The organism is Microcoleus sp. N9_A1, from assembly GCF_036701795.1.
Taxonomy (GTDB): Bacteria; Cyanobacteriota; Cyanobacteriia; order Cyanobacteriales; family Microcoleaceae; genus Microcoleus.
The window spans coordinates 87,108-108,558 of the sequence record NZ_JAUBRI010000001.1; the positions used below are offsets into that span (position 1 = coordinate 87,108).

15 protein-coding genes and 1 pseudogene are annotated in these 21,451 nt (G+C 47.0%); 12 read left to right on the forward strand and 4 right to left on the reverse strand.

Features of this window, described 5'->3' with window-relative positions; translation table 11 throughout:
• Positions 1–21 precede the first annotated feature (21 nt).
• From QUA58_RS00320 to QUA58_RS00345, 6 genes are all read left to right on the forward strand, one after another.
• Positions 22–2,337: a hypothetical protein gene (locus QUA58_RS00320; RefSeq protein ID WP_333392605.1), complete on the forward strand. Its 2,316-nt coding sequence runs from the start codon at positions 22–24 to the stop codon at positions 2,335–2,337.
• An 11-nt stretch (positions 2,338–2,348) separates the two neighbouring features.
• Entirely contained in the window at positions 2,349–3,083 is a 735-nt protein-coding gene (locus tag QUA58_RS00325; RefSeq protein ID WP_333392606.1) for a hypothetical protein, read from the forward strand.
• Between the two features lie 182 nt (positions 3,084–3,265).
• Positions 3,266–4,927: an ABC transporter ATP-binding protein gene (locus tag QUA58_RS00330; protein ID WP_333392607.1), complete on the forward strand. Its 1,662-nt coding sequence runs from the start codon at positions 3,266–3,268 to the stop codon at positions 4,925–4,927.
• Positions 4,928–5,187: 260 nt separating this feature from the next.
• Positions 5,188–5,694, forward strand: coding sequence for a hypothetical protein (locus QUA58_RS00335; protein WP_333392608.1), 507 nt, complete (start codon positions 5,188–5,190; stop codon positions 5,692–5,694).
• Positions 5,695–6,051 (forward strand): hypothetical protein, encoded by a 357-nt coding sequence (locus QUA58_RS00340; protein ID WP_333392609.1) that lies wholly within the window; start codon positions 5,695–5,697, stop codon positions 6,049–6,051.
• A 130-nt stretch (positions 6,052–6,181) separates the two neighbouring features.
• Positions 6,182–6,571, forward strand: a complete 390-nt coding sequence (locus tag QUA58_RS00345; RefSeq protein WP_333392610.1) for a hypothetical protein — start codon at positions 6,182–6,184, stop codon at positions 6,569–6,571.
• 458 nt (positions 6,572–7,029) lie between these two features.
• On the opposite strand, the gene QUA58_RS00350 is transcribed toward QUA58_RS00345, so the two are convergent.
• The 3 genes from QUA58_RS00350 to QUA58_RS00360 form a co-directional block, all read right to left on the reverse strand.
• Complete coding sequence (locus QUA58_RS00350; RefSeq protein ID WP_332982109.1) at positions 7,030–7,215, reverse strand: NfeD family protein; 186 nt, start codon at positions 7,213–7,215, stop codon at positions 7,030–7,032.
• Positions 7,216–7,291: 76 nt separating this feature from the next.
• Positions 7,292–7,480, reverse strand: coding sequence for an NfeD family protein (locus QUA58_RS00355; protein WP_333252189.1), 189 nt, complete (start codon positions 7,478–7,480; stop codon positions 7,292–7,294).
• Between the two features lie 29 nt (positions 7,481–7,509).
• Positions 7,510–7,716, reverse strand: a complete 207-nt coding sequence (locus tag QUA58_RS00360) for an NfeD family protein (RefSeq protein ID WP_333252188.1) — start codon at positions 7,714–7,716, stop codon at positions 7,510–7,512.
• A 214-nt stretch (positions 7,717–7,930) separates the two neighbouring features.
• Between QUA58_RS00360 and QUA58_RS00365 the strand changes: the two genes are divergently transcribed.
• The 3 genes from QUA58_RS00365 to rodA all read left to right on the forward strand — a co-directional run bounded on the left by QUA58_RS00365 (position 7,931) and on the right by rodA (position 12,340).
• Positions 7,931–10,342: a tetratricopeptide repeat protein gene (locus QUA58_RS00365; RefSeq protein WP_333392611.1), complete on the forward strand. Its 2,412-nt coding sequence runs from the start codon at positions 7,931–7,933 to the stop codon at positions 10,340–10,342.
• A gap of 61 nt (positions 10,343–10,403) precedes the next feature.
• Positions 10,404–10,751 carry a VOC family protein gene (locus QUA58_RS00370; protein ID WP_333392612.1) on the forward strand — a complete coding sequence of 116 codons (348 nt, stop codon included), beginning with the start codon at positions 10,404–10,406 and terminating at the stop codon, positions 10,749–10,751.
• A 329-nt stretch (positions 10,752–11,080) separates the two neighbouring features.
• Positions 11,081–12,340, forward strand: a complete 1,260-nt coding sequence (gene rodA / locus QUA58_RS00375) for a rod shape-determining protein RodA (RefSeq protein WP_333252185.1) — start codon at positions 11,081–11,083, stop codon at positions 12,338–12,340.
• A 391-nt stretch (positions 12,341–12,731) separates the two neighbouring features.
• Here rodA and QUA58_RS00380 read toward each other — a convergent pair whose 3' ends face one another.
• The gene (locus QUA58_RS00380; RefSeq protein ID WP_333252184.1) at positions 12,732–14,096 is read right to left on the reverse strand and encodes a proton extrusion protein PcxA; all 1,365 of its coding nucleotides are present in this window, start codon (positions 14,094–14,096) and stop codon (positions 12,732–12,734) included.
• Positions 14,097–14,148: 52 nt separating this feature from the next.
• On the opposite strand from QUA58_RS00380, the gene QUA58_RS00385 reads away from it, so the two are divergent.
• The 3 genes and pseudogenes from QUA58_RS00385 to QUA58_RS00395 form a co-directional block, all read left to right on the forward strand.
• A complete protein-coding gene (locus tag QUA58_RS00385) occupies positions 14,149–16,359 on the forward strand; it encodes a recombinase family protein (RefSeq protein ID WP_333392613.1) in 2,211 nt (736 codons plus the stop codon).
• Positions 16,360–16,738: 379 nt separating this feature from the next.
• On the forward strand, positions 16,739–20,026 hold the full coding sequence (locus tag QUA58_RS00390) for an Ig-like domain-containing protein (RefSeq protein WP_333392614.1): 3,288 nt from the start codon (positions 16,739–16,741) through the stop codon (positions 20,024–20,026).
• Between the two features lie 34 nt (positions 20,027–20,060).
• A pseudogene (locus QUA58_RS00395) lies at positions 20,061–21,451 on the forward strand (calcium-binding protein); the annotation flags it as partial.

A 21,451-nucleotide genomic window follows, 5' to 3' on the forward strand; every position in this document is an offset into this window, starting at 1 on the left:
CTATTTACTCAAACTAAAAAAATGAAACTGATTCAACCCCTAAGAAATCTACAAATTCTAGACAAAGAGATACTGGTTTGGGCATTTCTTCCTGGTTTATCTGTAGAAGAGCAAAATTTTTCTAACCAAGAATTCGCTCCTGTATATTTTCAGCAAGAACTAGCAGAGGTTTTTGCCGAACTGGATGTGGCATGGAAGTTTAAGCTAATCACCTTAGAAAATATGAAGGCAGTGGTTGAAGAAGTTGCTGCTTCTCAAGCCCAATATTTCCCACTTGTACTGAACTACTGTGCGGGACTCGATGAAATTGATGGATATCCAGGGGCTTCTGTTGTGAAACTATTGGAAGCTAAAGGGATTACCTTCACAGGGGCAGATTCTCAATTTTTTAAAATGGGGGACTCCAAAATATTGATGAAACAGGCTTTTGTTGAGTCGGGAGTTTCAACTGCACCCTATGAAGTAATTAAAGATGTCAATAGTATTCGGGGATTGTGCGATCGGCTTGTACCTCCACTGATTGTCAAACCTTCAGCTTCGTTTGGTACGAGAGGCATTTCCTTGCAATCTGTTATCCACACTGATGAAGAAGCGATCGCTCGATTTGAACATTTACAGCAAGGGCAACATGGGATGCAGGTTCAGGCAGACAGTATCTTTGTCGAGCGATTTATCAAAGGTCGAGAATTTACGGTTTTAGTCATAGGGACTGCTCAACATCCAGAGGGAATAAAGATTTATCCAGCCTTGGAAACAGTTTTTCACTCTGGTGTACCCGAAACTGAACGATTTTATACCCGTGAGCTATGGCTAGGAGAAGCAGAAGAACGAACTATCCTACCCCATCAGGAACCGTTATTCGGTTATCAATTAGCACCGATTGAATTGCAGGCTCGACTAAGCGAACTAGCTAAACGTGCTTACTGTGCAATAGGTGCTACTGGATATGGACGAGTAGATATCCGTATGGAGGAGATAACTCAAGAGATGTTTGTTTTAGAGGTAAATCCCTGTCCTTTTGTCACTTCCACGTCTCTCACGATGGGTGTAGAAAATCCAAATACATCCAAAGTCGGTACTATTTTACACCTTGCCAAAATTCCCTTTTCTCATCTGATGTCTGAAATAATTGCTGAGGCTTTTACTCGGCCTTCTACTGAGTTGCTATTAAGTAAGGACTTTATGCCACTCTTTGATAACAAAATGACGGAGGAAATATTTATGTTACAGGAATTGCCTGTGTCTAGGGATAAGCTTTTTGTCTGGGCATTTATTCCCTACGAATTTAAAGCTCAAGAATTGATAAGCGACTACGACTATAGCACTATTCGTCAAGACCTCGGTAAAGTCTTTGCCGAACTCGAAATAAAGTGGAAGTGGCAGCCGATAACCTTAGAAAATATGCACGCGGTTGTAGAAGAAGTGACTGCTTCCAGAAATGAGTCTATTCCGATCATACTAAACTATTGTGATGGTAATGAAATCGACGGGTATCCAGGGATTTCGGTTATTAAACTGCTGGAGGCAAAAGGCATAAATTTTACGGGAGCAGATTCTAACTTTTTCGAGATCACATCATCCAAAATTTTAATGAAACGTGCTTTCCTTCAATCCGGTGTATCGACTGCACCCTACGAAGTTATTTCAAATCTCAACGAGATTAAGGGAATTTGCCAGCGTCTTAACACTCCCTTACTTGTCAAGCCATCTGATTACTATGGAGGAGCAGGACTGTCTAACAAGTCTGTGGTTCATAGTGATGAAGAAATCCATCAACATCTGCAATTCTTACTACAAGAACAACAACAGTACCAATTTAGTCTCGGCAATCTTTTTGTGGAACGCTTTATAGATGGACGTGAATTCACTGTATTGATTCTCGGCTCGGCCCAACAACCAAACCAACTAAAAATCTATCCACCTCTGGAACTGATATTTCATTCCAGCTTGTCTAAATTTGAGAAATTAAAGTCTCACCAGATACATTTAGAAAATAGCCTAGAAGGTTTTCTGACTGGACAGCTAGTTATTTCTCCTTTATCTGACCAAATTTACGATTTAGCCAAACGTGCTTACTGTGCAGTAGGTGGCAATGGATATGGACGGGTGGATATCCGAATGGATAACGCATCTCAAGAGCTTTTTGTACTTGAAGTAAACGCAAATTGCGGTATTTCTTCTCAGCCTATCTCTCCATTCCTTGAGGATGGACAAACCAGCGTCGGCACTATCTTGCACCAAGCGAGTATTCCCTTTGCCCACTTGATATCAGAAATTATTAGGGAGGCTTTTGCTAAATATTCTCTTAAATCACGCCCAATAATCCAAGCAGCATGAAAATGTATTGTTTGAATTATAAAACAACAAGAATTGAAGTTATCCAAAAAGAGCAAAAAGGAGAAAATCAGATGTTTTTAACCGAGCGAGCAAATAACCTCAACATTTCGAGAGAGGCTTTAGTCTCTCAAGTTATCAATGAAATTGAAAAATGTATTAAATCATTGCAAGAAAATTCCGCCAAATTTCCTTGGGATAATCGATTGGTTTATGCTGAAACACTTGCTCAAAGTTATTATCAAACTTCCCACACTCCTCGTATAGAAGCTCTAGCACTTTCTCGATGTAGTGCTAATAGTATTTTCTTCCCTTTCTTCGTTGAAAGTCTTAAAGGAGAACTAGGGCATGAAAACTTAGCCCTCCAAGACTTACAGTCCTTAGGCTACTCTCTTGAATCATTTCCAGAACTGCCAGCTACATCCAGTTTTTACCAAAGTATTTTCTACTTGATAAATTACGAAAGCCCCTTATCTATTTTAGGATACAGACTTCCTTTAGAGGGTTTCGCGATTCAGGATAGTGAGATTATTTTGTACGAAAAAATTCTAGCTCTATATGGTGAATCAGCAACATCTTTTTATAAAGTTCATGCTTTAGAAGATGTTTCTCACTACACAAAAGGGTTAGAAATGTTGGCGATGTGTGAAATTAAAGACTTAATCGCTATCTCTAAAGCCTGTCAACAACTTGCTTATCTCGATCAAGCACTTTCAGAAGCGATTGCCAAAAAACACCTTAGCAAGTAAGCTGCTCAAAGTTTCTTATAATCTACTGTAGTCAAATCGCTGAATCATACACTACAGCATCTCAGCTAGTGGAAGATTTACTGGCTGAGATGACTACTGTTTTATTCTGTACTAGCAATACCACCTTAGCTGGCTTGAGAACCCCTAGTTTATTGGAGCAAGTCAGCTTTTAATTAAAAAAAATGAATCTAATTTGGTTTCTCAAAGAACTGAATAAATACATCGCTCCCTACCGATGGTTAGCAATTCTTCTCATCGCTCGTAGTCTTTTTGAGGCCGCTTTTGACTCCTCAATTAGGATCAGCTTAAAGTTCATTATTGATGCTGCAATCATTCCCCAAAATTATAGTCTCCTGGTTTTAATTCTGCTATTGCTGGGTGGGGGAGCGATTTTATTTGTCTTCATCGGCTTATTAGGAGATTTTTGGGCAACACGGTTTAACATTTCAGTCATCAATAACATCCGCTATGCTATGTTTTCTCGCCTCCAAACCCTATCTATGGAGTTTTTTGGGCGACGTTCAGCCGGAGATATTGTCAACTGTTTTTCAGCCGACACCGAACAAGTAGAAAATAGCTTGAGCTACGGATTCATTCTAGTTTTAGAACTCGGTAGCATATTATTTTCTGCTATTTTTATGTTTTCCCTCAACTGGCAGTTAGGTCTAATTAGTTGTATCGGGTTAACCTTATGTGTCCTTGCCCCCGCCAAAATTGGTCAAACAGCTACAGAACAAAACTATAAACTAAGAGACAAACAGGGCGAAATAGCTAATGCTATTCAAGAAAATATTATCTCTCAATCTGTGATTAAGTTGTTTGGTTTACAAAGTCGAACCATCAATCATTTTAACATCAATTTGCGCCAGTTAAAGAAAGTTTATGTAAAAGCAAAATTTTCCTCTTATTTAGTCCAAAGGATTCCTACTTTAGTCTTTGTCTTTGTCCAACTTGCCGTGATCTGTATCGGTGCAGTCATGACCTACAAAAATATGATTACAGTCGGTACATTGGCATCTTTTCAGGTTTTCTTAGTCGGTTTAAATCTAAATATTCTTAGCTTTACCTTTTCCCTCCCCTACCTCATAGAAGGAATAGCTGGGATGCAACGTATTAATATTCTCTTAGCTGAAATTACTCAAATACAAGACGCACCTGATGCGATTGAATTACCCCATTTTACCCAGGAAGTTCGCTTTGATAATGTTACCTTTAAGTATTCCTCAGAAAGAAAAGGCATTGATAACCTATCCCTAACCATCAAACAAGGAGATTTTGCCGTCATTGTCGGTCAGAGTGGGTCAGGTAAAAGCACCATTGTCAATCTATTAACCAGACTTTATGACCCCGAGCAAGGTAGTATTCTTTTTGATGGTATTGACTTGCGTTCCTGCACTCAAAAATCCCTGCGCGACCAAATGGGACTGGTTTCTCAAGATGTGATTTTATTTAACACTTCCCTCCGTGAAAATATCAGAATGGGATATTTAGAAGCCACCGATGAGGAAGTCGAAACCGCCGCCAAAAATGCAGAAATTCATGATTTTATCTTAACTTTACCCCAAGGTTACGATACCCCTGTTGGTGACAGAGGCGGACAGTTATCGGGGGGACAACGGCAAAGAATCGCCCTTGCTAGAGCCTTAGTCAGAACTCCGGCTATTTTGATTCTGGATGAAGCCACATCATCATTAGACCCCGCCACGGAAGGGGAAATCCTCGCCACCATCGAGCGTATCACCAAGGAACGCACCGTAATTTTCATCACGCACCGCATGGCTCATGCATTACGTGCAGATGTCATGTTCGTGATGGACAAGGGAACCTTGGTGGTTAGCGGTTGACACACAGATTTGATTCAACCCAAACCCGCCAGGGAATTAATTCCCTGGCTTATAGCCAAAGTCGGTTGAAACCGACTACAAGAAACAGGAAGCTTTTTAGTTTATTTCAATGGACTTGAGCTATTAGACCGGAACTTAAGTTCCGGGCGGACTTCGGGAAAATGAATCAACCCTGCCCTTTTTAAGGGCGAAAAGAGGAAATTTACACATCGCGTTACTAACAAATTTGACCTGTACTGAATATCTTGGACTTGAAAATAATGACTAACACAAATGAATCTAAATGGCTCATCCCCTCTTCTAGTCGCCTTGCCTCAAAATCTCTTGAAGAAGAGAAAGCGATGTGGGATGAAAACCACAAAGATTATGCTGGCAAGGTTTTCAGCTTGACACAAGACCCTGACCTTTGCAAAGCCCTGATCCGTCCTTACAATCAATCTTCCTGCTTTGATATTCCCAATTCTCCAGACATCCAAGTTCTGATTCCTAGCTGTGGCTCGGAAATTCATCTTCAGAAGGCATTACTAGAGTTTTGTCCGCAAATTGGCAAAATTTACTGCACAGATTTTTCCCAAACCGGAATTGAAAAAGCACGGGAAAATTGGCAAAAAGCAGATGGAGATTCCCGGCTTAACAGCCAACAATTAGTTTTTGAGAAAGTTGATTCTACCAAAATAATAGAAGAAAGACCCGATTGGAAAGAAAAATTTGATTATGTCCTAGCGGTTGCTGCAGTTGTCTCCAGTGAGGATGAAATCAATCGCTAGATGATACACGAATTTTCTAAAGTTCTCAAACCAGGTGGTAAGCTCTACGGCTTTTTTCCTACCATCTTTTGTCCTTTAGAAATTGCCCATTTAAGTAAACCCCACGCTTATTGGGTAACAGAAGGGCTAGTCAATGTACCGCACAACACGCTTCACGGGCGGGATTGGCATTATTCACAGATAAATTATACGCCCTTGCGCTTGAATCGCATCTTTAAAGAAGTGGGTTTGAAACGGCTAAATTTTGAGATTTATTTTTTGGATTCGGAAATTTTAGCTAACGTTCTGAAAGAGGATATCGAGCATGACGATCCCGATATCTATCTCTGGACTCTTCTCGTCCGGTATGAGAAATAGGCTCTCGGTTGAGGATTTTCGCAAGGCACTTACAATCAATACTTCGGACAGTTTTTAAATAGGGAAGCGATGCCTACGCCAAGCTTCACTAACGCAACACAGCTTTGATTACGTCCTCCTTGTAAATGCCGTGGTTTCCAGTGAGGATAAAACCAACCGCGAGATGATACGGGAATTTGGAAGAGTTCTCAAGCCAGGTGGCAAGATATACGGATATTTTCCAACCACCTTATGCTTCTTAGAAATTGCCTATTTCAGTCGCAAACACGCTCACTGTGTTACAGAGGGATTTATCGATGTCTACGGCAATAAAGTTTGGGATGCTGAGTGGCAAACTGCCCAGATTTATTACACTCCCTTGCGGTTAAATCGCATCTTTAAAGAAGCAGGATTAAAACAACTCAGTTTGGAGATGCAGTTTTTGGACTATGAGCCTTTTGTTTCCATGTTTAAAGAGATGATAGATCATGACGACCCCGATATCTTTGTCTGGCATCTTCTAGCCCGTTATGAAAAATAGGACTTAGGCATTTGGGCGAAGCATCTCGCTTGATGCTTCGTTTCACTCAGCATGACATATAGGCTTTGCGTAAGTAGGGACACGGCATTGCCGTGTCCCTACTTTGTCTAACGGACACGGCAATGCCGTGTCCCTACTGAAAAAAACCGCCGACAATACTGTCAGCGGCGGGTTGTGGTTGAGGTTAAACTCTAGAATATTGAAATTAATATCAATTCCGTTAGCATCGGAATGATATAAACAGAGGACACGGCAGTGCCGTTTCCCTACCGCGATCAATTGTAGGGACTTAGGCTCTCGCGGTGTCCTCTATATCATTCCGGTGCAGCCGGAATTGATATAACAGAGGTGATGAGTACGATCGCGCGCTTGAAAAGAAATGTATCGAAATAGAAACGCGATCGCAACTTTATTTTTTCTACCCTCCGATAACTCCCCACCTCCAGATTAATTCCCAACTACGCTTTAACTATCAGAGTAATGTTGTCAAGTCCCACGACGCGAACCACATCACCGGGTTTCAAAGTTATTTTTCGATCGCACTTAGCGGGCCACCAACTGCTTTGGAAGCGGACGAGACCGCATTTATTAGGCCGAATTTCTTCTTCTACAATCGCTTTTTCCAAATAGCTGACAGTCATCATTTTTTGCTCCTAGTTGCAATTTTTGCGTAACTTTTATATCTGATAAACTGATAGTTCGCGTCCCTAACCCATTGATTTATAACGACGCTGCAACGATCAAAGTAATATTTTCAATTCCGACTACGCGAACTACGTCACCAGGCTCAAAAGTCAGGTCTCGATCGCACTTCGCCGGCCACCAACTGTTTTGGAAACGAACGCGACCGCACTCATTAGGTCGAATTTCTTCATCCACGATCGCTTTTTGGGAATTGTCAAAAGTCATGATTGCTTGCTCCCGATTGTAGATTTGCCTTAACTTTCAGAATTGATGACAAACGACGCTGCAACGATCAAAGTAATATTTTCAATCCCCACGACGCGAACCACCTCACCGGGTTCAAAAGTCATGTCTCGATCGCACTTCGCCGGCCACCAACTGTTTTGGAAACGAACGCGGCCGGGCTCGTTAGGTCGAATTTCTTCATCGACGATCGCTGTTTCAACATCGTTAATAGACATAGCTGCTTGCTCCCAAATATAAACTCGACTCGATCGGCGTGTAAGTTAGAAGCTGGTTTGTCAACTTCCCCTCGACACTCAACAGTATCCCCCGCCAACCTCGGCCGTGTCAGTCGGTAAAAGTCTATACAAGTCCACTGTTTGAGCGTGTAAGCGAGTCGGAAAAAGTCTGTTAAAGTTGTGTCAGATGGGTAACGCTAAACCTGGTGACTAAATGGAAGCAGATCGTGCACTGGATTTTACTAATTCGTTACTTGTGGCTCGAAACCTGAAAACTCTCGACAACCTTGACAGCGCGATCTTTCGCGAAGCATGGATGGGAGTGCAAGGCAGGACGTACCAACAGGTTGCAGATAGTGAAGGGTATGGAGTAGGGACTGTTAAGGATGCTGCCTCTAATTTGTGGAAGCGACTTTCAGCCTTGTTTGGAGAAGGAGAAAAAGTCAAAAGAGACAACCTTCAGGCCGTAGTAGAGCGATTTTGGCGCAGCTACTCGAAATTAGAACCGCAGTCGGGACAGATTGTTGCGGCGACAGGATCTCTGGGCCCTGATTCGGAGTTGGACATCGAAAACCCCAACTTTTTGGGCAGGGAAGTGGCAATCGCCGATCTCAATACTCTTGTCAATCAAGGTGCAAAAGTCATTGTCATCCAGAGTGCCGGCGGTATGGGCAAAACGACTTTGGGCAGACAGTATCTCAAATCTCAAGGGTTCGATCGGGTAATTGAACTGTTGATGGCAAAAGAGACAGAAAACATCACGGCTTTGGAAAGCGCGATCGAAGAATGGCTCAAGCAAGACTTTCAGGAAGAACCAGGGCCCGACTTTGGCGTCACCCTGGGGCGGCTGAAGCGGCAGCTTCAGACTCACAAAGTCGGCGTATTGATTGACAATTTGGAAGCCGCACTCGACGGACAAGGTAAGTTTATTGAACCGCACCGGCTTTACGTCGAACTGTTGCGAGTTTTGGCTGACGCGGAGGTGCAGTCGGTAACGCTGATTACCAGTCGCGATCGGCTGTGCGATTCTGATGTCACCGTCGAACACTACCTGCTTCCAGGATTGGAAGTTGAAGTTTGGCGGCAGTTTTTTAGCGCTCGCAACATCAATATAGATGATGTCGCCCTCAAGGAAATGCACAAAGTTTACGGCGGCAATGCTAAAGCAATGGGCATTATTTGCGGCACGATTCGAGAAGATTTTGACGGAGATATGGCGGCCTACTGGCTGGAAAACAGCGAAGATCCGCTCCTTGAAACTGACTTAAAAAATTTAGTTACCAGTCAGTTTAACCGCCTGCAAGAACTCGATGCCGAAGCCTATCAACTCCTCTGCCGCTTGGGCTGTTACCGCTATCAAGACGTGCCGACAGTCCCGACTGACGGACTTTTGTGTTTGCTGTGGGACGTGCCCGAAGCCGGACGCCGACAAATCATTAAATCGCTGTTGCACCGATCGCTAGTTGAGTCTCAGAAGGGCGAATACTGGCTGCATCCAGCCATTCGGGAAGAAGCGGTCGATCGGCTCTCGCCCGGAGACTGGGAAACTGCAAACCGCAAAGCAGCCGAGTTCTGGAGCGAGAGTGTTGAAAATATTGAGACTGTAGAAGATGCGCTGAAAGCTTTTGAAGCTTACTATCATTATGTGGCAATTAGCTGTTTCGAGCAGGCCGCTAGCGTCATCCTCAAAAAAATTAATATCCAGTTTGCCAAAGATTACAAGCTCGGTCGAGCACTCTACACATTAGGTTTCTTGCAGCCAATAATTTCAGCAACTACTCGCATCGTCAACAATGTGACTTCTGATTATTATTTGAGCGGTCTTTACAGTATTTTAGGCGTTTGTTACCGGATATTAGGGGAACTCAATCAAGCCATAGAATGCCACCAAATATCGGAAATAAAAGCAACTAAATCTTTGCAAATTATAGCGAAAAGCAGCGAGCCGGAAAACGGCAAACAAGCTAATCTGGAATTCTGGAAAGTTAACGCTGCAATTAATATAGGTTTTTGCCAAATAGAAATGCGGGAATTAGAATCAGCTATGGAGATATTTGTCAAGCTGAAAAATTCGCGGGATGAAATCGGGATTAACAGCTATTCGATCGATGTTGGCTTAGCTTTCCTCAACTCCTGTGTCGGAGCAAAAAAAGAGGCGGAGGAACTCGCCGAAAAACTTTATGCCGATCGGGAAAACAGTCATTTGGTGGGTACGGGATACAAGTTAGTTTTTCTCGCCGCCACCTATCAAAACCTGGGAGAGACAGAGAAAGCTTTGAGTTTGTACCGCCAAGCGATCGCCCAAGCCGACCAAAACCAGTACAGCACCATCAAAGCCAAAGCTCTCAGCGGTATAGCAGCGCTGTACCGAGAACAGGGAGAATTTGACCAAGCCCTGCAGCACCATGCAGAAGCAATAGAAATACTCGATCGAGCCAGCGCTAAATTAGACCGAGCCGAAGCTTGCTATCAACTAGCACTGACAGAACAAAAACTTGGTAACATCGAGAAAACCCAAGAAAATTTTGACCGCGCCATTCAACTATTCAGCGAAATGGACGCCAGCAAACAAGTAGAAAAAGTACAGTTGTCCGCCACAAAAAAGACAGAAAAAATACCTAATTAATCGAGCAACAAATCAGAAAATAGATACAATAAACGAAAGAACAACCATAAATTTTGTAGACATGAAACTAAAACGATTGGGACACGTAGCCGTCTGCGTGCAAGACATCGAGAAATCTGCTGAATTCTACCGCGACTTGGGTATGGAGTTAGTCTGGAAAGATGCAGACTGGGCTTATTTGAAAGCAGGAGAGGACGGACTGGCGCTGATGAGTCCAACTTACGACCAAGCAGGGCCGCATTTTGGGTTTGTATTTGACGATCGTACCGAAATGGAATCCGCCCACGAACAACTCAAAGCCGATGGTGTTTCCGTCACCCACATTCACGAACACCGCGACGGTACTGCATCTTTTTACGGCAGAGACCCCGACGGTAACGGTTTTGAGTACCTTTACGAACCGGCCTGACGATTCTAGGGCTTACGAATCAAAACCCAAGAAACCGGGTTTTTAGCGGTTTCTGCGAGTTGTAACGCGTCTTCTCGACAAAAACCGGGTTTCTGACCACGTGCGCGAAATAAATTAAGTAAGCGCACAGAAAAAAATAGAATACCCAGATACCCGGTTTCGCGTTCCTTCTTCAGTTCCCGGAACATCCCTGCAACTCCCCGAATAATGTGAGGTACTCACACCGACGCTTCTCAAGTAAGGTGCAGGCTCTGAATCCGAACTATATCCACAACTTCCGAAAATCAGCTCGATAATCTAAAATCTAAAATCTAAAATCTAAAATCCTCATGTTGCAGAGAATACAAGTCAGAAACCGCTGGAAATCAATCTTCAAACCCTGGGAAGAAGCAGACCCTTGGCTGTTCGCCGCTTGCATCGCCCTCACCATCTTCGGGGGAATCATGATCCGCAGCGTCGAAATCAACCAGGGGCTGATCGACTGGTGGCGACACTGGGTAACTGGGGCAATCGGTTTGTTCCTCGCCATCATCATTTCCCGCTGCCGCTACCAAATACTGCTTGAGTGGAAATGGCCGATTTACATATTAATCAATTTGTCGCTGATCGCAGTGCGTTTTATCGGTACTACAGGGCTAGGTGCCCAGCGGTGGATCAACATCGGCGGATTCTACCTGCAACCGTCAGAATTTGCCAAAGTAGGCATGATTGTCACTTTAGCAGCTCTCCTGCACGACAAGACTGTTCCCACGGTGGGTAATATGTTGAAGATGCTGGCGATTATGGCTGTACCCTGGGGATTGATATTTGCTGAACCAAATTTAGGTACTTCCTTGGTGTTCGGCGCGATCACAATGGGGATGTTTTACTGGGGTAATGTCAATCCCGGCTGGCTAATATTGCTATTCTCTCCTCTCATCTCAGTTCTCTTCAATAACCTGTCTACACCGATTTGGATAGCCTGGGTAGTTGTTGCGGGTATTATCGCTTGGCGAACCCTGCCTTGGCCCTGGTTGGGGACTTTCGGTGCTGTGTTGGTGAACGTTGTTTCTGGACACCTCGGACATATTTTTTGGAATGTGCTCAAAGATTATCAAAAAATGCGTCTGACAGGGTTTTTAAACCCCGAGAAAGATCCTTTAGGCAGCGGATATCACTTGATTCAATCTCGGATTGCTATTGGGGCCGGGGAACTGAAGGGCCGGGGTTTGTTTCAGGGAACGCAAACTCAGCTTAACTTTATTCCCGAACAGCATACGGACTTTATCTTTTCAGCTATTGGCGAAGAATTGGGTTTTATTGGCTGTATTAGCGTGTTGTTGGTGTTCTGGATAATTTGTTTCCGGTTGGTGACGATCGCTCAAACTGCTAACGATAATTTTGGTTCTTTGCTGGCGATCGGCGTACTCTCAATGTTGATTTTTCAGGTGTTTGTAAATATTGGCATGAACATTGGCTTGGCTCCGGTTACGGGCATTCCGCTGCCTTTCCTAAGTTACGGGAATGCGTCGCTGCTGAGTAATTTTCTCGGCCTGGGGCTGGTGGAGGCGGTGGCAAGCCAGCGACAGCGCAAGAAGCGTTGGAATTAGATCATTGATAATTGGTAATGAGTTCCGGGAATGCGATCGCGCTTTTGATTTCTTTCGAGAGATTCTGCGGGCGATCGCATTTTTTTTCGATCGACCTAGGCGCATCTAAATTTTACGCTTCCTGAGCGGAGCCTTGATGAATGTCAAGTTTGATAAAATTATTGTGGGGTGCGCGCGAGAACCCGCCCAAAAATAAAATTTAGAGGCCAAACAGCTTAAGTAGATCAACTTAATTAAACCACTCCTGACGCAAACAATAAATGGTTTTATGCGCTATGAGTAAGCCACTCTGTGTGCAGTGGGCGCCCTACTGATGACGTTATCAATACCTGAAACCATTGCTATTATTACATTTTTTGTTCTTCCTTCTTCCTTCTTCCTTCGCCTCTGATTATTCGTTCATATTCTTGTACGTAGCAACAGCCGAAGGCGAACTCCGGTTTAAATAACGGAATATCCAATACTTAAATACCGTATCCAAGATAACTGGAAAAGTCGCAATGAACAAAAATATAAACTGCCTATTTTCTGGTATTCCCAAATGCCTCGATAAACCTTCGAGAATTATTTCCCAACCGTGAGGCGAGTGAAATCCGACAAACACATCGGTAAACAAAATAATTACGAAAGCCTTAGCACTGTCGCTGAGACCGTAAACCACATCGTCCATGAAAGACTTTAAAATCTCAATCTCTTTCTTATTAGTGACGATAATCGCGGCAAAGGCCATGCAGGAAATCAAATCGGCAAAAATATTTTTAATAGCTCCACCACTTTCAGAGCGGTATTCTTCCGCTAGCTCAACTGCTTTCTCGGCAATCTTATTTTCTCTTTCCTCTGAAGAAAGCGACGGAGCCGTGCCAATTAACATTTCAAATTTGAGGTGCTGCTCAAATCTATCCAGTTCTTCGAACGCTTCTTCTTCCAGGTCAATATTTATGAAAACTGGGGCATTTTCTTGACCTCTAAAATGGTCAACTACCGGTCCGATTAGAAAGTTTTTGGAAATTTGATTCGTCAACAGCGGAACTAAAATCAAAAGCAAAATAAATCTCAGAGAAATAATCGTTTTTACTTTGGAATTGCGAAAATTCTTGACTACTTCTTTTTCAGCTCCAGGGTCTAAATCTTTAGTGATTCGATTCAAAGTTCCCAAAAGTGATCGCGGCAATAAATTCACTTCTTCATAGTTAGTGTCAACCTCACCATCGTGAATTTTAACAGAATTAGCGGAACCTTTATTTTGGTCAGGTGGAGAGCTGCTATTTTTTGTAGATTGTGCCTGCACATTTACTGAACTGACAACCGGAACAATTGCCGTTGATCTACTATTATTAATATACTTGTCGATGACTCCATCAATAAACTCTAGCTTCTCAAATATAAGGGAGGCTCTATCTTTATTGTTGAGATGTAATCCGTGCTGGTGAGGCTCAGCGCTGTGCCCAGTTTTTGGTTTAGCCCCCACTCGCTCCGGCAGTTCCAAAAAAGAACGGCTAGCATTAAACTCAACCATTCGGGTTTGGATGACCTTGAGGTATTTTTCCAGTTCTGATTTAAAGTAAGACAGTGTGCTTTGTCCGTAATCTCCCGATCGCTCAGAGATTCCTTGACCGCCAAAATGCTCGTCTTCCATCGCCTTAATTGCTAACGCAGCATCGTAGGCCTGTTCTAGAGCCCTCTCAGGGGTTTCTCGATACCATTGGTGAAGGCTGTAGAGATATTTTACAATCCTGTTCCAGGGAGAAGTATTCATAGCTAAAGCTGGTTAGTTGGCTGTAGACATTAGTGATTAAAGTATTCACGGTATGGTAACAAATTTACATAAATTGAGAACTGCCACCGAAGATTCAATTTGGATTGTCGGATCTGCCCGCAGTGGCAAAACCACTCGTTTAGTCGAGCAGTTCTGCATTTGGAGCAAAACAGTCAAGCCCCTGTCCACAACAGTTTCAAGGCGATCGAGTTCCGGGCGGCGGCGGGCGGGACAAACTGCCCCAGCAATTTTAGTCTTAGCAGCTAATGGAGACAATCGGCTGGAATTAGCCGATCGCATCGCCGTCGCTACCGAAGGAAAATATACCTTTCACTCCACAACGCCCTTCGGTTTTTTTGAGCAGGAGGTATTGTTATTTTGGCCCCTGCTAGTTCAGTCGCTGGATTTGAGGGCTCAATTTCCCCTGCGGCTGCAACCTGAAACAGAACTGGAACTTGCCACGAGACTCTGGCGTCGCGAACTAGACGAAGGCATTTTGCAACAAACAGGGGTAAGTCCAACTCGAATGGTGCGTCGAACTCTAGACTTATTACAACTGGCTGCTGTCAGCGGTACGCCGAGAAAAGAGATTCCCAGCATTCTGGAACAGGGATTTGCTCTCTCAGGCAGCTCGATCAACCTGTGGACTAGCATGGGAGAGTTGTTGGAAAGGTGGCGGGAATGGTGCTTGACGCGGGGGCTCCTGACTTACGGGATTGTTTGCGAACTCTACTGGCGCTATTTGTTGCCGGATGTCAGTTACCAGCAGCATTTGGCCTCTAGATACCAAGCTGTGATCGCAGACGATGTTGACGATTATCCGGCGATAAGTCGCCATTTGTTCGATCGAATGCTCGACCAAGGTGCAGCGGGGGCGTTCTCCTACAATCGGGATGGAGGAGTGCGTTTGGGCTTGGGGGCTGACACTGAATACCTAGCCCGACTCGAAGACCGCTGTCAAAGCGTGGTAAATTTGGACGAAAAAGCCGGTTTAGCCCCAGAGATTGGAGATTTAGCGGTAAGTTTAGCAGTTAATACTGAGGGCTTTTATCCTTTAGGCTTGAGTTTGCCCGGATCAGTTCGATCGCTCCAAACCACTTCCCGGGCTCAACTGCTGCGAGAAACAGCCGAAATCATCGTGGATACGGTGAAGTCACAAGCCGTGGAACCGCAGGAAATCGCCGTAATTGCTCCTGGGATGGATGCGATCGCCCGTTACAGTTTAACGGAAATTCTGGCGCGACATAATATTGCCGCCGTATCCCTCAACGATCAGCGTCCCCTCTCGACTACCCCAGAGATTCGAGCTTTACTCACTTTGTTAGCCTTAGTTTATCCGGGACTCGGCCGTTTAGTCGATCGAGACGGCGCCGCCGAAATGCTGGTAGTGTTGGGCAGCCAGAAACACCGTTCATTGGAAACAGAAGATTCCAACTCGACGTTCAATCTAAAATCTCAAATTCAAAATCAAAAATCGATCGACCAAGTGAGAGCAGGTTTAATCGCCGATCACTGTTTTTGTCCAGATCTCGATCAACCTCAATTGCTGCCAATTACAGCCTTTCCCCGGTGGGACAGACTGGGACACCGAGCAGCCAGGGCCTACGAGCACATTGTCGAGTGGATCGAACAACAGCGGTCGCAACAGCAGGAGCGGCTGTTGCCGAGTCCAATTGCGCTGCTCGATCGAGCCATCCAGAAATTTCTCATGAACGACAGATACCTCCCCTACGATCGGCTAGCAGCCCTGCGCGAGTTAATGGAAACCGCCACCCACTACTGGGAAATCAACGGGCGAATGCAGCGCGTAGAACCAACAAACGGCGGCGACTCAGAAACCATCGCCCGGTTCATCCAGTTGTTGCGCCAAGGAACCGTCACCGCCAACCCCTTTCCAGTCAGTCCAGAAGGCCCAGCAGCCAGAGCCGTCACCCTCGCCAACATCTTCCAGTACCGCAGCAGTCGCCGCGCCCACAAATGGCACTTTTGGCTGGACGCCGGCTCGCCCCTGTGGCTGAGTGGCGGTGCGGCGACATTGTTTGGTGCTCCCTTATTTTTGCGATCGCAACAGGGGCGTCCCTGGGAAACCGAAGAGGAAACAGCGGCCGACCAACAGCGACTGCGGCGAATTCTGCTAGATTTGTTAAGTCGCTGTTCCCTGCTTTACCTTTGCCACAGCGAACTATCCGTCAGTGGACAAGAACAAACCGGCCCGCTTCTGCCCCTAATTAACAGCTCTGTTTCTTGTCAGCAGTCAGCATAATGCATTCGCTTCTGGAGGCAAGAGGCACATCTGTATTCAGCATTCGACATTCGGAAAGAAAAAATTATGACGGCGAAGATTTTTATTTTTTCTGATTCTGGATAAATACACCGGGCTGACTCCAAGCCCGACTTCTAGGTTCTCTCGAAATGGCGCGATATTAAAGTATACCCAACATAGGCAGCAAAACGTGCAATCATTAATATTTTGAGATCAAAAGATGCCCGGCTTAAAAAATATCCATAGCCGTTGCAGTTTTGATTTAGTATGCTAGAAATGATGGGATTATTAATCAATTTTAAGCCAGATTTGTGGCAACAAACTGATACTAATCAGTTCTTAAAGTTAATCGGGATCGTCGTTTAAAGGAGCCAAAATAATGCCAAGTGCAGTGCCAGTAGTAAATATACCAACACCAACACCAGAACCAACACCAGAACCGACACCAACACCAGAACCACCAACTCCAACACCCACTCCAACGCCAACTCCGCCTCCAACTCCAACACCGACGGGAACTCCAACTCCCTCCGGGGACGACACCTTTGGCGGCATAGACGACACATTGGGCGGAGGCCAAGGTACGTCGCCCGCAATCATCGGCGGCGTAGTCCGCGGCACCGAAACCAACGACTCCTTAGTTGGCAGTCCCGGCCCCGACGTGATTTCCGGGCTGCAAGGCAACGACAACCTGCAATCCGCCGACGGCGACGATTTAGTATTTGGCAACGACGATGATGATGTGTTGTTCGGCGCGCCCGGCAACGACGTTCTCGATGGCGGTTCAGGACTCGATACCCTGTACGGAGGTAAAGACAACGACTCCCTCGACGGGGGAAATAACCCCGACCTGTTGTATGGCAATGACGGCAACGACACGGTAATCGGAGGCGAAGGCAGAGACACGGCTTACGGCGGCAAAGGCAGCGACAGCTTGCGTGGAGGCTCTGGCGACGATAGCTTTTTGGGCGATCGAGGCGACGACATCCTGTGGGGCGACGAAGGTAACGACTCGCTCTTCGGCGGCGATGGCGAAGACTTGGTATTTGGCAACGAAGGAGGCGACTGGCTCTACGGCAACGCCGGCGGGGATACATTTTTTTCCGGCGACGGCGACGACATCGTATTCGGCGGCGACGGCGACGACATTGTGGACGCCGGTGCTGGCAACGACGTTATTTGGGGCGAAGCAGGCAAAGACGTAGTGGCAGGAGGCGAAGGCAGAGATGTCTTCGTCATCGGTGCCTTCAGTTCCCCCAGTGGCAGCAGCAGCGACGGCACTAACCCGGCATTTCTCACCACAGGCGGCCCCGACATCGCCGATGCCGACATTTTCACAGACTTTCGCCAAGGCGAAGATGCGATCGGCTTGAGTGGCGACCTCAAGTTTGAAGATTTGGTAATCTTCCAAAGCACCGACAACAAAGCCGGCAGCACGATTATTCGCAACGGCGTCAGCGGCGACTTTTTAGCAGTATTGCCCGGAGTGGACAGCAGAACCCTAGGGCGAAGCTCATTTGTAATTGCCCCCACAGTTCCCGGCAGCGCAACTCCGCTTCCCCTACCGACGCCGACAGCAAGTCCGACGCCGACGCCAACAGCAAGTCCGACACCAACGCCGACAGCCAGCCCGACACCAACGCCGACAGACAGTCCGACGCCGACACCGACCCCGACACCGACGCCAGACGAGCCGGTGCCGACGTTCCCGACACCGAATTTCCCGACGCCGACAGGAAGTCCGACGCCGACAGGAAGTCCGACGCCGACAGGAAGTCCGACGCCCATCTTTAACCAACCTCCAAGAGCAGTTAACGACAACTTCACCACGGTTGCGGGTCAAGAACTCAGTTTTAACGTTCTGTTGAACGACACTGACCCGGAACAAAGCGCTCTGACTGTCACGACTTTTGCTCCTGCAAGCAAAGGGAGCCTGGTTCCCGTGGGCGGCGGCGTATTCAAATACACCCCGAATCCGGGCTTCTCGGGTACTGACAGCTTCAGCTACTCGATCGCAGACGGCAGCGGCGGTACAAGTAAGGCGGTAGTAACCATCAACGTCAGTAGCCCGCCGCAGCTAGTAATTAACGACGGTGTGGTGGTTGCCAAAAGTAATCCTACCCAGACGATTACTGCCGCCGAGTTGTTAGTCACAGATCCCGACAACACCCCTTTGGAAATCGTTTACACGATTACTAAAGCCCCCGATGCTACCAGAGGTTTTGTCCAAAGGGGCACCACCTTTCTCAACGTCGGTGGCAAATTCACGCAAGACGATATCAACAACAACATCGTCAAATACAACTTGCTGGCGACAGGTGGCAGCGACACTTTCACGTTTACAGCCTCCGACGGATCTGCAACTCTCGGACCGGCATCCTTCAGCATCACGGTGGTAGATAATATTGTCGATCGCAGCGCACTCCCAGCCAGCAGCTTTACAGGCAGCAACCTCAGCGACTTCATCCTCGGCGGGGCAGGCGACGATACCCTCGCTGGGGGCGACGGCGACGACCTGATCGATGGTAATGGCGGCAACGACCTCGTATTCGGTGAAGCAGGCAACGACTCGCTGGTGGGTGCGATCGGCAACGACACCGTTGACGGCGGACTGGGCAACGACACCGTTGACGGCGGAGATGGCATAGACTCGCTGATCGGCGGACTGGGCAACGACCTGATGTTCGGCGGCAATGACAATGACAACCTCTTGGGCGGTGACAACAACGACACCATTGACGGCGGAACAGGCAATGACTCGATATTGGGAGAATCCGGCGACGACTCGATACTTGGAGGAATAGGCACCGACACCTTATTGGGCGGAATTGGCGACGACTCCCTCGACGGCGGTGCAGGCGACGACATCCTCGACGGTGGACTGGGCAGAAACTTGCTCGACGGCGGTATAAATAACGATTCCATCTTGGGCGCCGACAGCGATGACACGATTTTGGGTGGAGAAGGCAACGACACCGGACTCGGAGGTTCCGGCAATGACTACGTGTTGGGCGAGGCCGGCAGCGACTCGCTCGACGGCCAAGCGGGCGATGACACTCTCGACGGCGGTGCCGGCAGCGACTGTCTCAGCGGTGCCTTCGGCAATGACTTGGTATTGGGCGGTGATGACAACGACTCGCTTTCCGGCGGTGCAGGCAATGACATTTTGGGTGGCGGTGCCGGTTCTGACTTGCTCACGGGCGATGCTGGCAATGATTTCTTCTACTACGAAACTCCCAGCGAAGGCGTGGACGTGATTGCTGACTTTAACGCTAACGGCAGCGAGACCGACAGATTTTTGTTCAGGTCGTCCAATTTCGCAGGTTTAACCAACTCAGGAACTACTCTCGATTTCACCAGTTTTATCGTCAGGAATATCGGGTCTAGCGGCGACAACATTAGCAAGCAATCAGTCATTTTGTTTGAAAATAAGTTCGACAACGCTCAAGCAGTAAATGCAGTGTTGAAAAATCAAAACGGTTCGAGCCAAACGGGAGCTTTCTTCGTGTACCTGAACAATACTTTTAACAAGTATGTTCTAGGGTTTGACCCGAATATGGCAGATGACAGTCTCCCAGCTTTCGATTTGGCAGTGTTGAATTCTATTCCTACAGTGCCGGGAGCCCTCAGCACCGTCATTACTGCATCTGACTTTAAGTTTATTTAGTAGTTTTTGAGTAGCGTCGCAAGGAGTCGGAACAATGGCAAGTGCAGTACCACTAATTTTTCTCGAAGGGCGGCTACCCGATGAGAACGAGGATAGTTTGGATAGCGGCACGGTGCCGCAGCCTACGCCGTCGTCGGGAACGGAGCCGATGATGACGGGGACTTCGACAACAATGACGGGGACTTCGACAACAATGACGGGGACTTCGACAACGATGACGGGGACTTCGACAACGATGACGGGGACTTCGACAACGATGACGGGGACTTCGACAACAATGACGGGGACGGGCCCGGACATTTCGATCACCCCGGTGCCGCGGCCACCTGTGACAGTTCCTACGCCTCCCCCAGAACCACTTTTTGTCGATGGCTTAGTTGTCGCCAATGACGGCAGTAACTATTTAATCGGCAGCTTGTTCAATGACACGATTTCCGGGGGTGGCGGCGACGACACGCTTCTGAGTCGGGACGGAGACGATCTACTCAGGGGCGAAGACGGTAACGATTCTCTCAACGGTGGCGCTGGTAAAGATATCGTTGAGGGCGGGCGTGGCAATGACACGGCGCGGGGCGGCAAAGGCGATGACTTGGTTTCTGGCGACGAGGGCGGTGACGTAGCTTTTGGCGACCAGGGCAACGATCTTGTCTTGGGTGCTGAAGGCAACGACTCGCTGTACGGCGGTAAAGGCAATGACTGTCTGCGCGGTGGTGGCGAGGACGACCTGATTTTTGGCGACAAGGGCAGTGACACTGTTTTTGGCGACACGGGTAACGACTGCCTGATCGGCGGCGCTGGCAATGATATTTTGTTGGGCGCCGAGGGCGGGGATGTCATCACCGGCGGTGTTGGTAACGATACTGGTGACGGCGGCGAGGGTGATGACCTGCTCTTCGGGGGCGACGGCAATGATTCTTTGTCTGGAGATGCTGGGGATGATATTCTTTCGGGCGATCGCGGGTCTGATACTCTGACAGGAGGCGACGGATCGGATATCTTTGTTCTCGGTAGGGTGGGCACGTCGCCTGGTGGCAACGGGTTTCTGACTACTGGCGGCCGCGAAATCGGCGATGCTGATGTAATTAGAGATTTTAATGCGGGAGATTCGATCGGTCTGGCTGGAGGTTTAAACTTTACAGAGTTAGAAATTTTCCAGGGCCAAGGCTCGAATTCTAGCAACACGATTATTAGGGACAGGCAAACTGGGGAATTTTTGGCGGTGTTAATTGATGTTCGATCGAACTCGCTAGATGAATCTCGGTTCACTACAGCTCAAATACCCCGCGTAGACGACAATCCCTTCACCATTGAGGGAACAAGTCCTTCTCCGACTCCAGCAACTGGAACAAGTCCTTCTCCGACTCCAGCAACTGGAACAAGTCCTTCTCCGACTCCAGCAACTGGAACAAGTCCTTCTCCGACTCC

What these genes read in the sequence shown, in the direction of transcription:
- QUA58_RS00330 (WP_333392607.1), top strand. Translation starts at nt 3,266, where the DNA reads ATGAATCTAATTTGGTTTCTCAAAGAACTGAATAAATACATCGCTCCC.
- QUA58_RS00335 (WP_333392608.1), top strand. Translation starts at nt 5,188, where the DNA reads ATGACTAACACAAATGAATCTAAATGGCTCATCCCCTCTTCTAGTCGC.
- QUA58_RS00320 (WP_333392605.1), top strand. Translation starts at nt 22, where the DNA reads ATGAAACTGATTCAACCCCTAAGAAATCTACAAATTCTAGACAAAGAG.
- QUA58_RS00380 (WP_333252184.1), bottom strand. Translation starts at nt 14,096, where the DNA reads ATGAATACTTCTCCCTGGAACAGGATTGTAAAATATCTCTACAGCCTT.
- QUA58_RS00365 (WP_333392611.1), top strand. Translation starts at nt 7,931, where the DNA reads ATGGAAGCAGATCGTGCACTGGATTTTACTAATTCGTTACTTGTGGCT.
- QUA58_RS00360 (WP_333252188.1), bottom strand. Translation starts at nt 7,716, where the DNA reads ATGTCTATTAACGATGTTGAAACAGCGATCGTCGATGAAGAAATTCGA.
- QUA58_RS00340 (WP_333392609.1), top strand. Translation starts at nt 5,695, where the DNA reads ATGATACACGAATTTTCTAAAGTTCTCAAACCAGGTGGTAAGCTCTAC.
- QUA58_RS00355 (WP_333252189.1), bottom strand. Translation starts at nt 7,480, where the DNA reads ATGACTTTTGACAATTCCCAAAAAGCGATCGTGGATGAAGAAATTCGA.
- QUA58_RS00390 (WP_333392614.1), top strand. Translation starts at nt 16,739, where the DNA reads ATGCCAAGTGCAGTGCCAGTAGTAAATATACCAACACCAACACCAGAA.
- QUA58_RS00350 (WP_332982109.1), bottom strand. Translation starts at nt 7,215, where the DNA reads ATGATGACTGTCAGCTATTTGGAAAAAGCGATTGTAGAAGAAGAAATT.
- QUA58_RS00385 (WP_333392613.1), top strand. Translation starts at nt 14,149, where the DNA reads ATGGTAACAAATTTACATAAATTGAGAACTGCCACCGAAGATTCAATT.
- rodA (WP_333252185.1), top strand. Translation starts at nt 11,081, where the DNA reads ATGTTGCAGAGAATACAAGTCAGAAACCGCTGGAAATCAATCTTCAAA.
- QUA58_RS00370 (WP_333392612.1), top strand. Translation starts at nt 10,404, where the DNA reads ATGAAACTAAAACGATTGGGACACGTAGCCGTCTGCGTGCAAGACATC.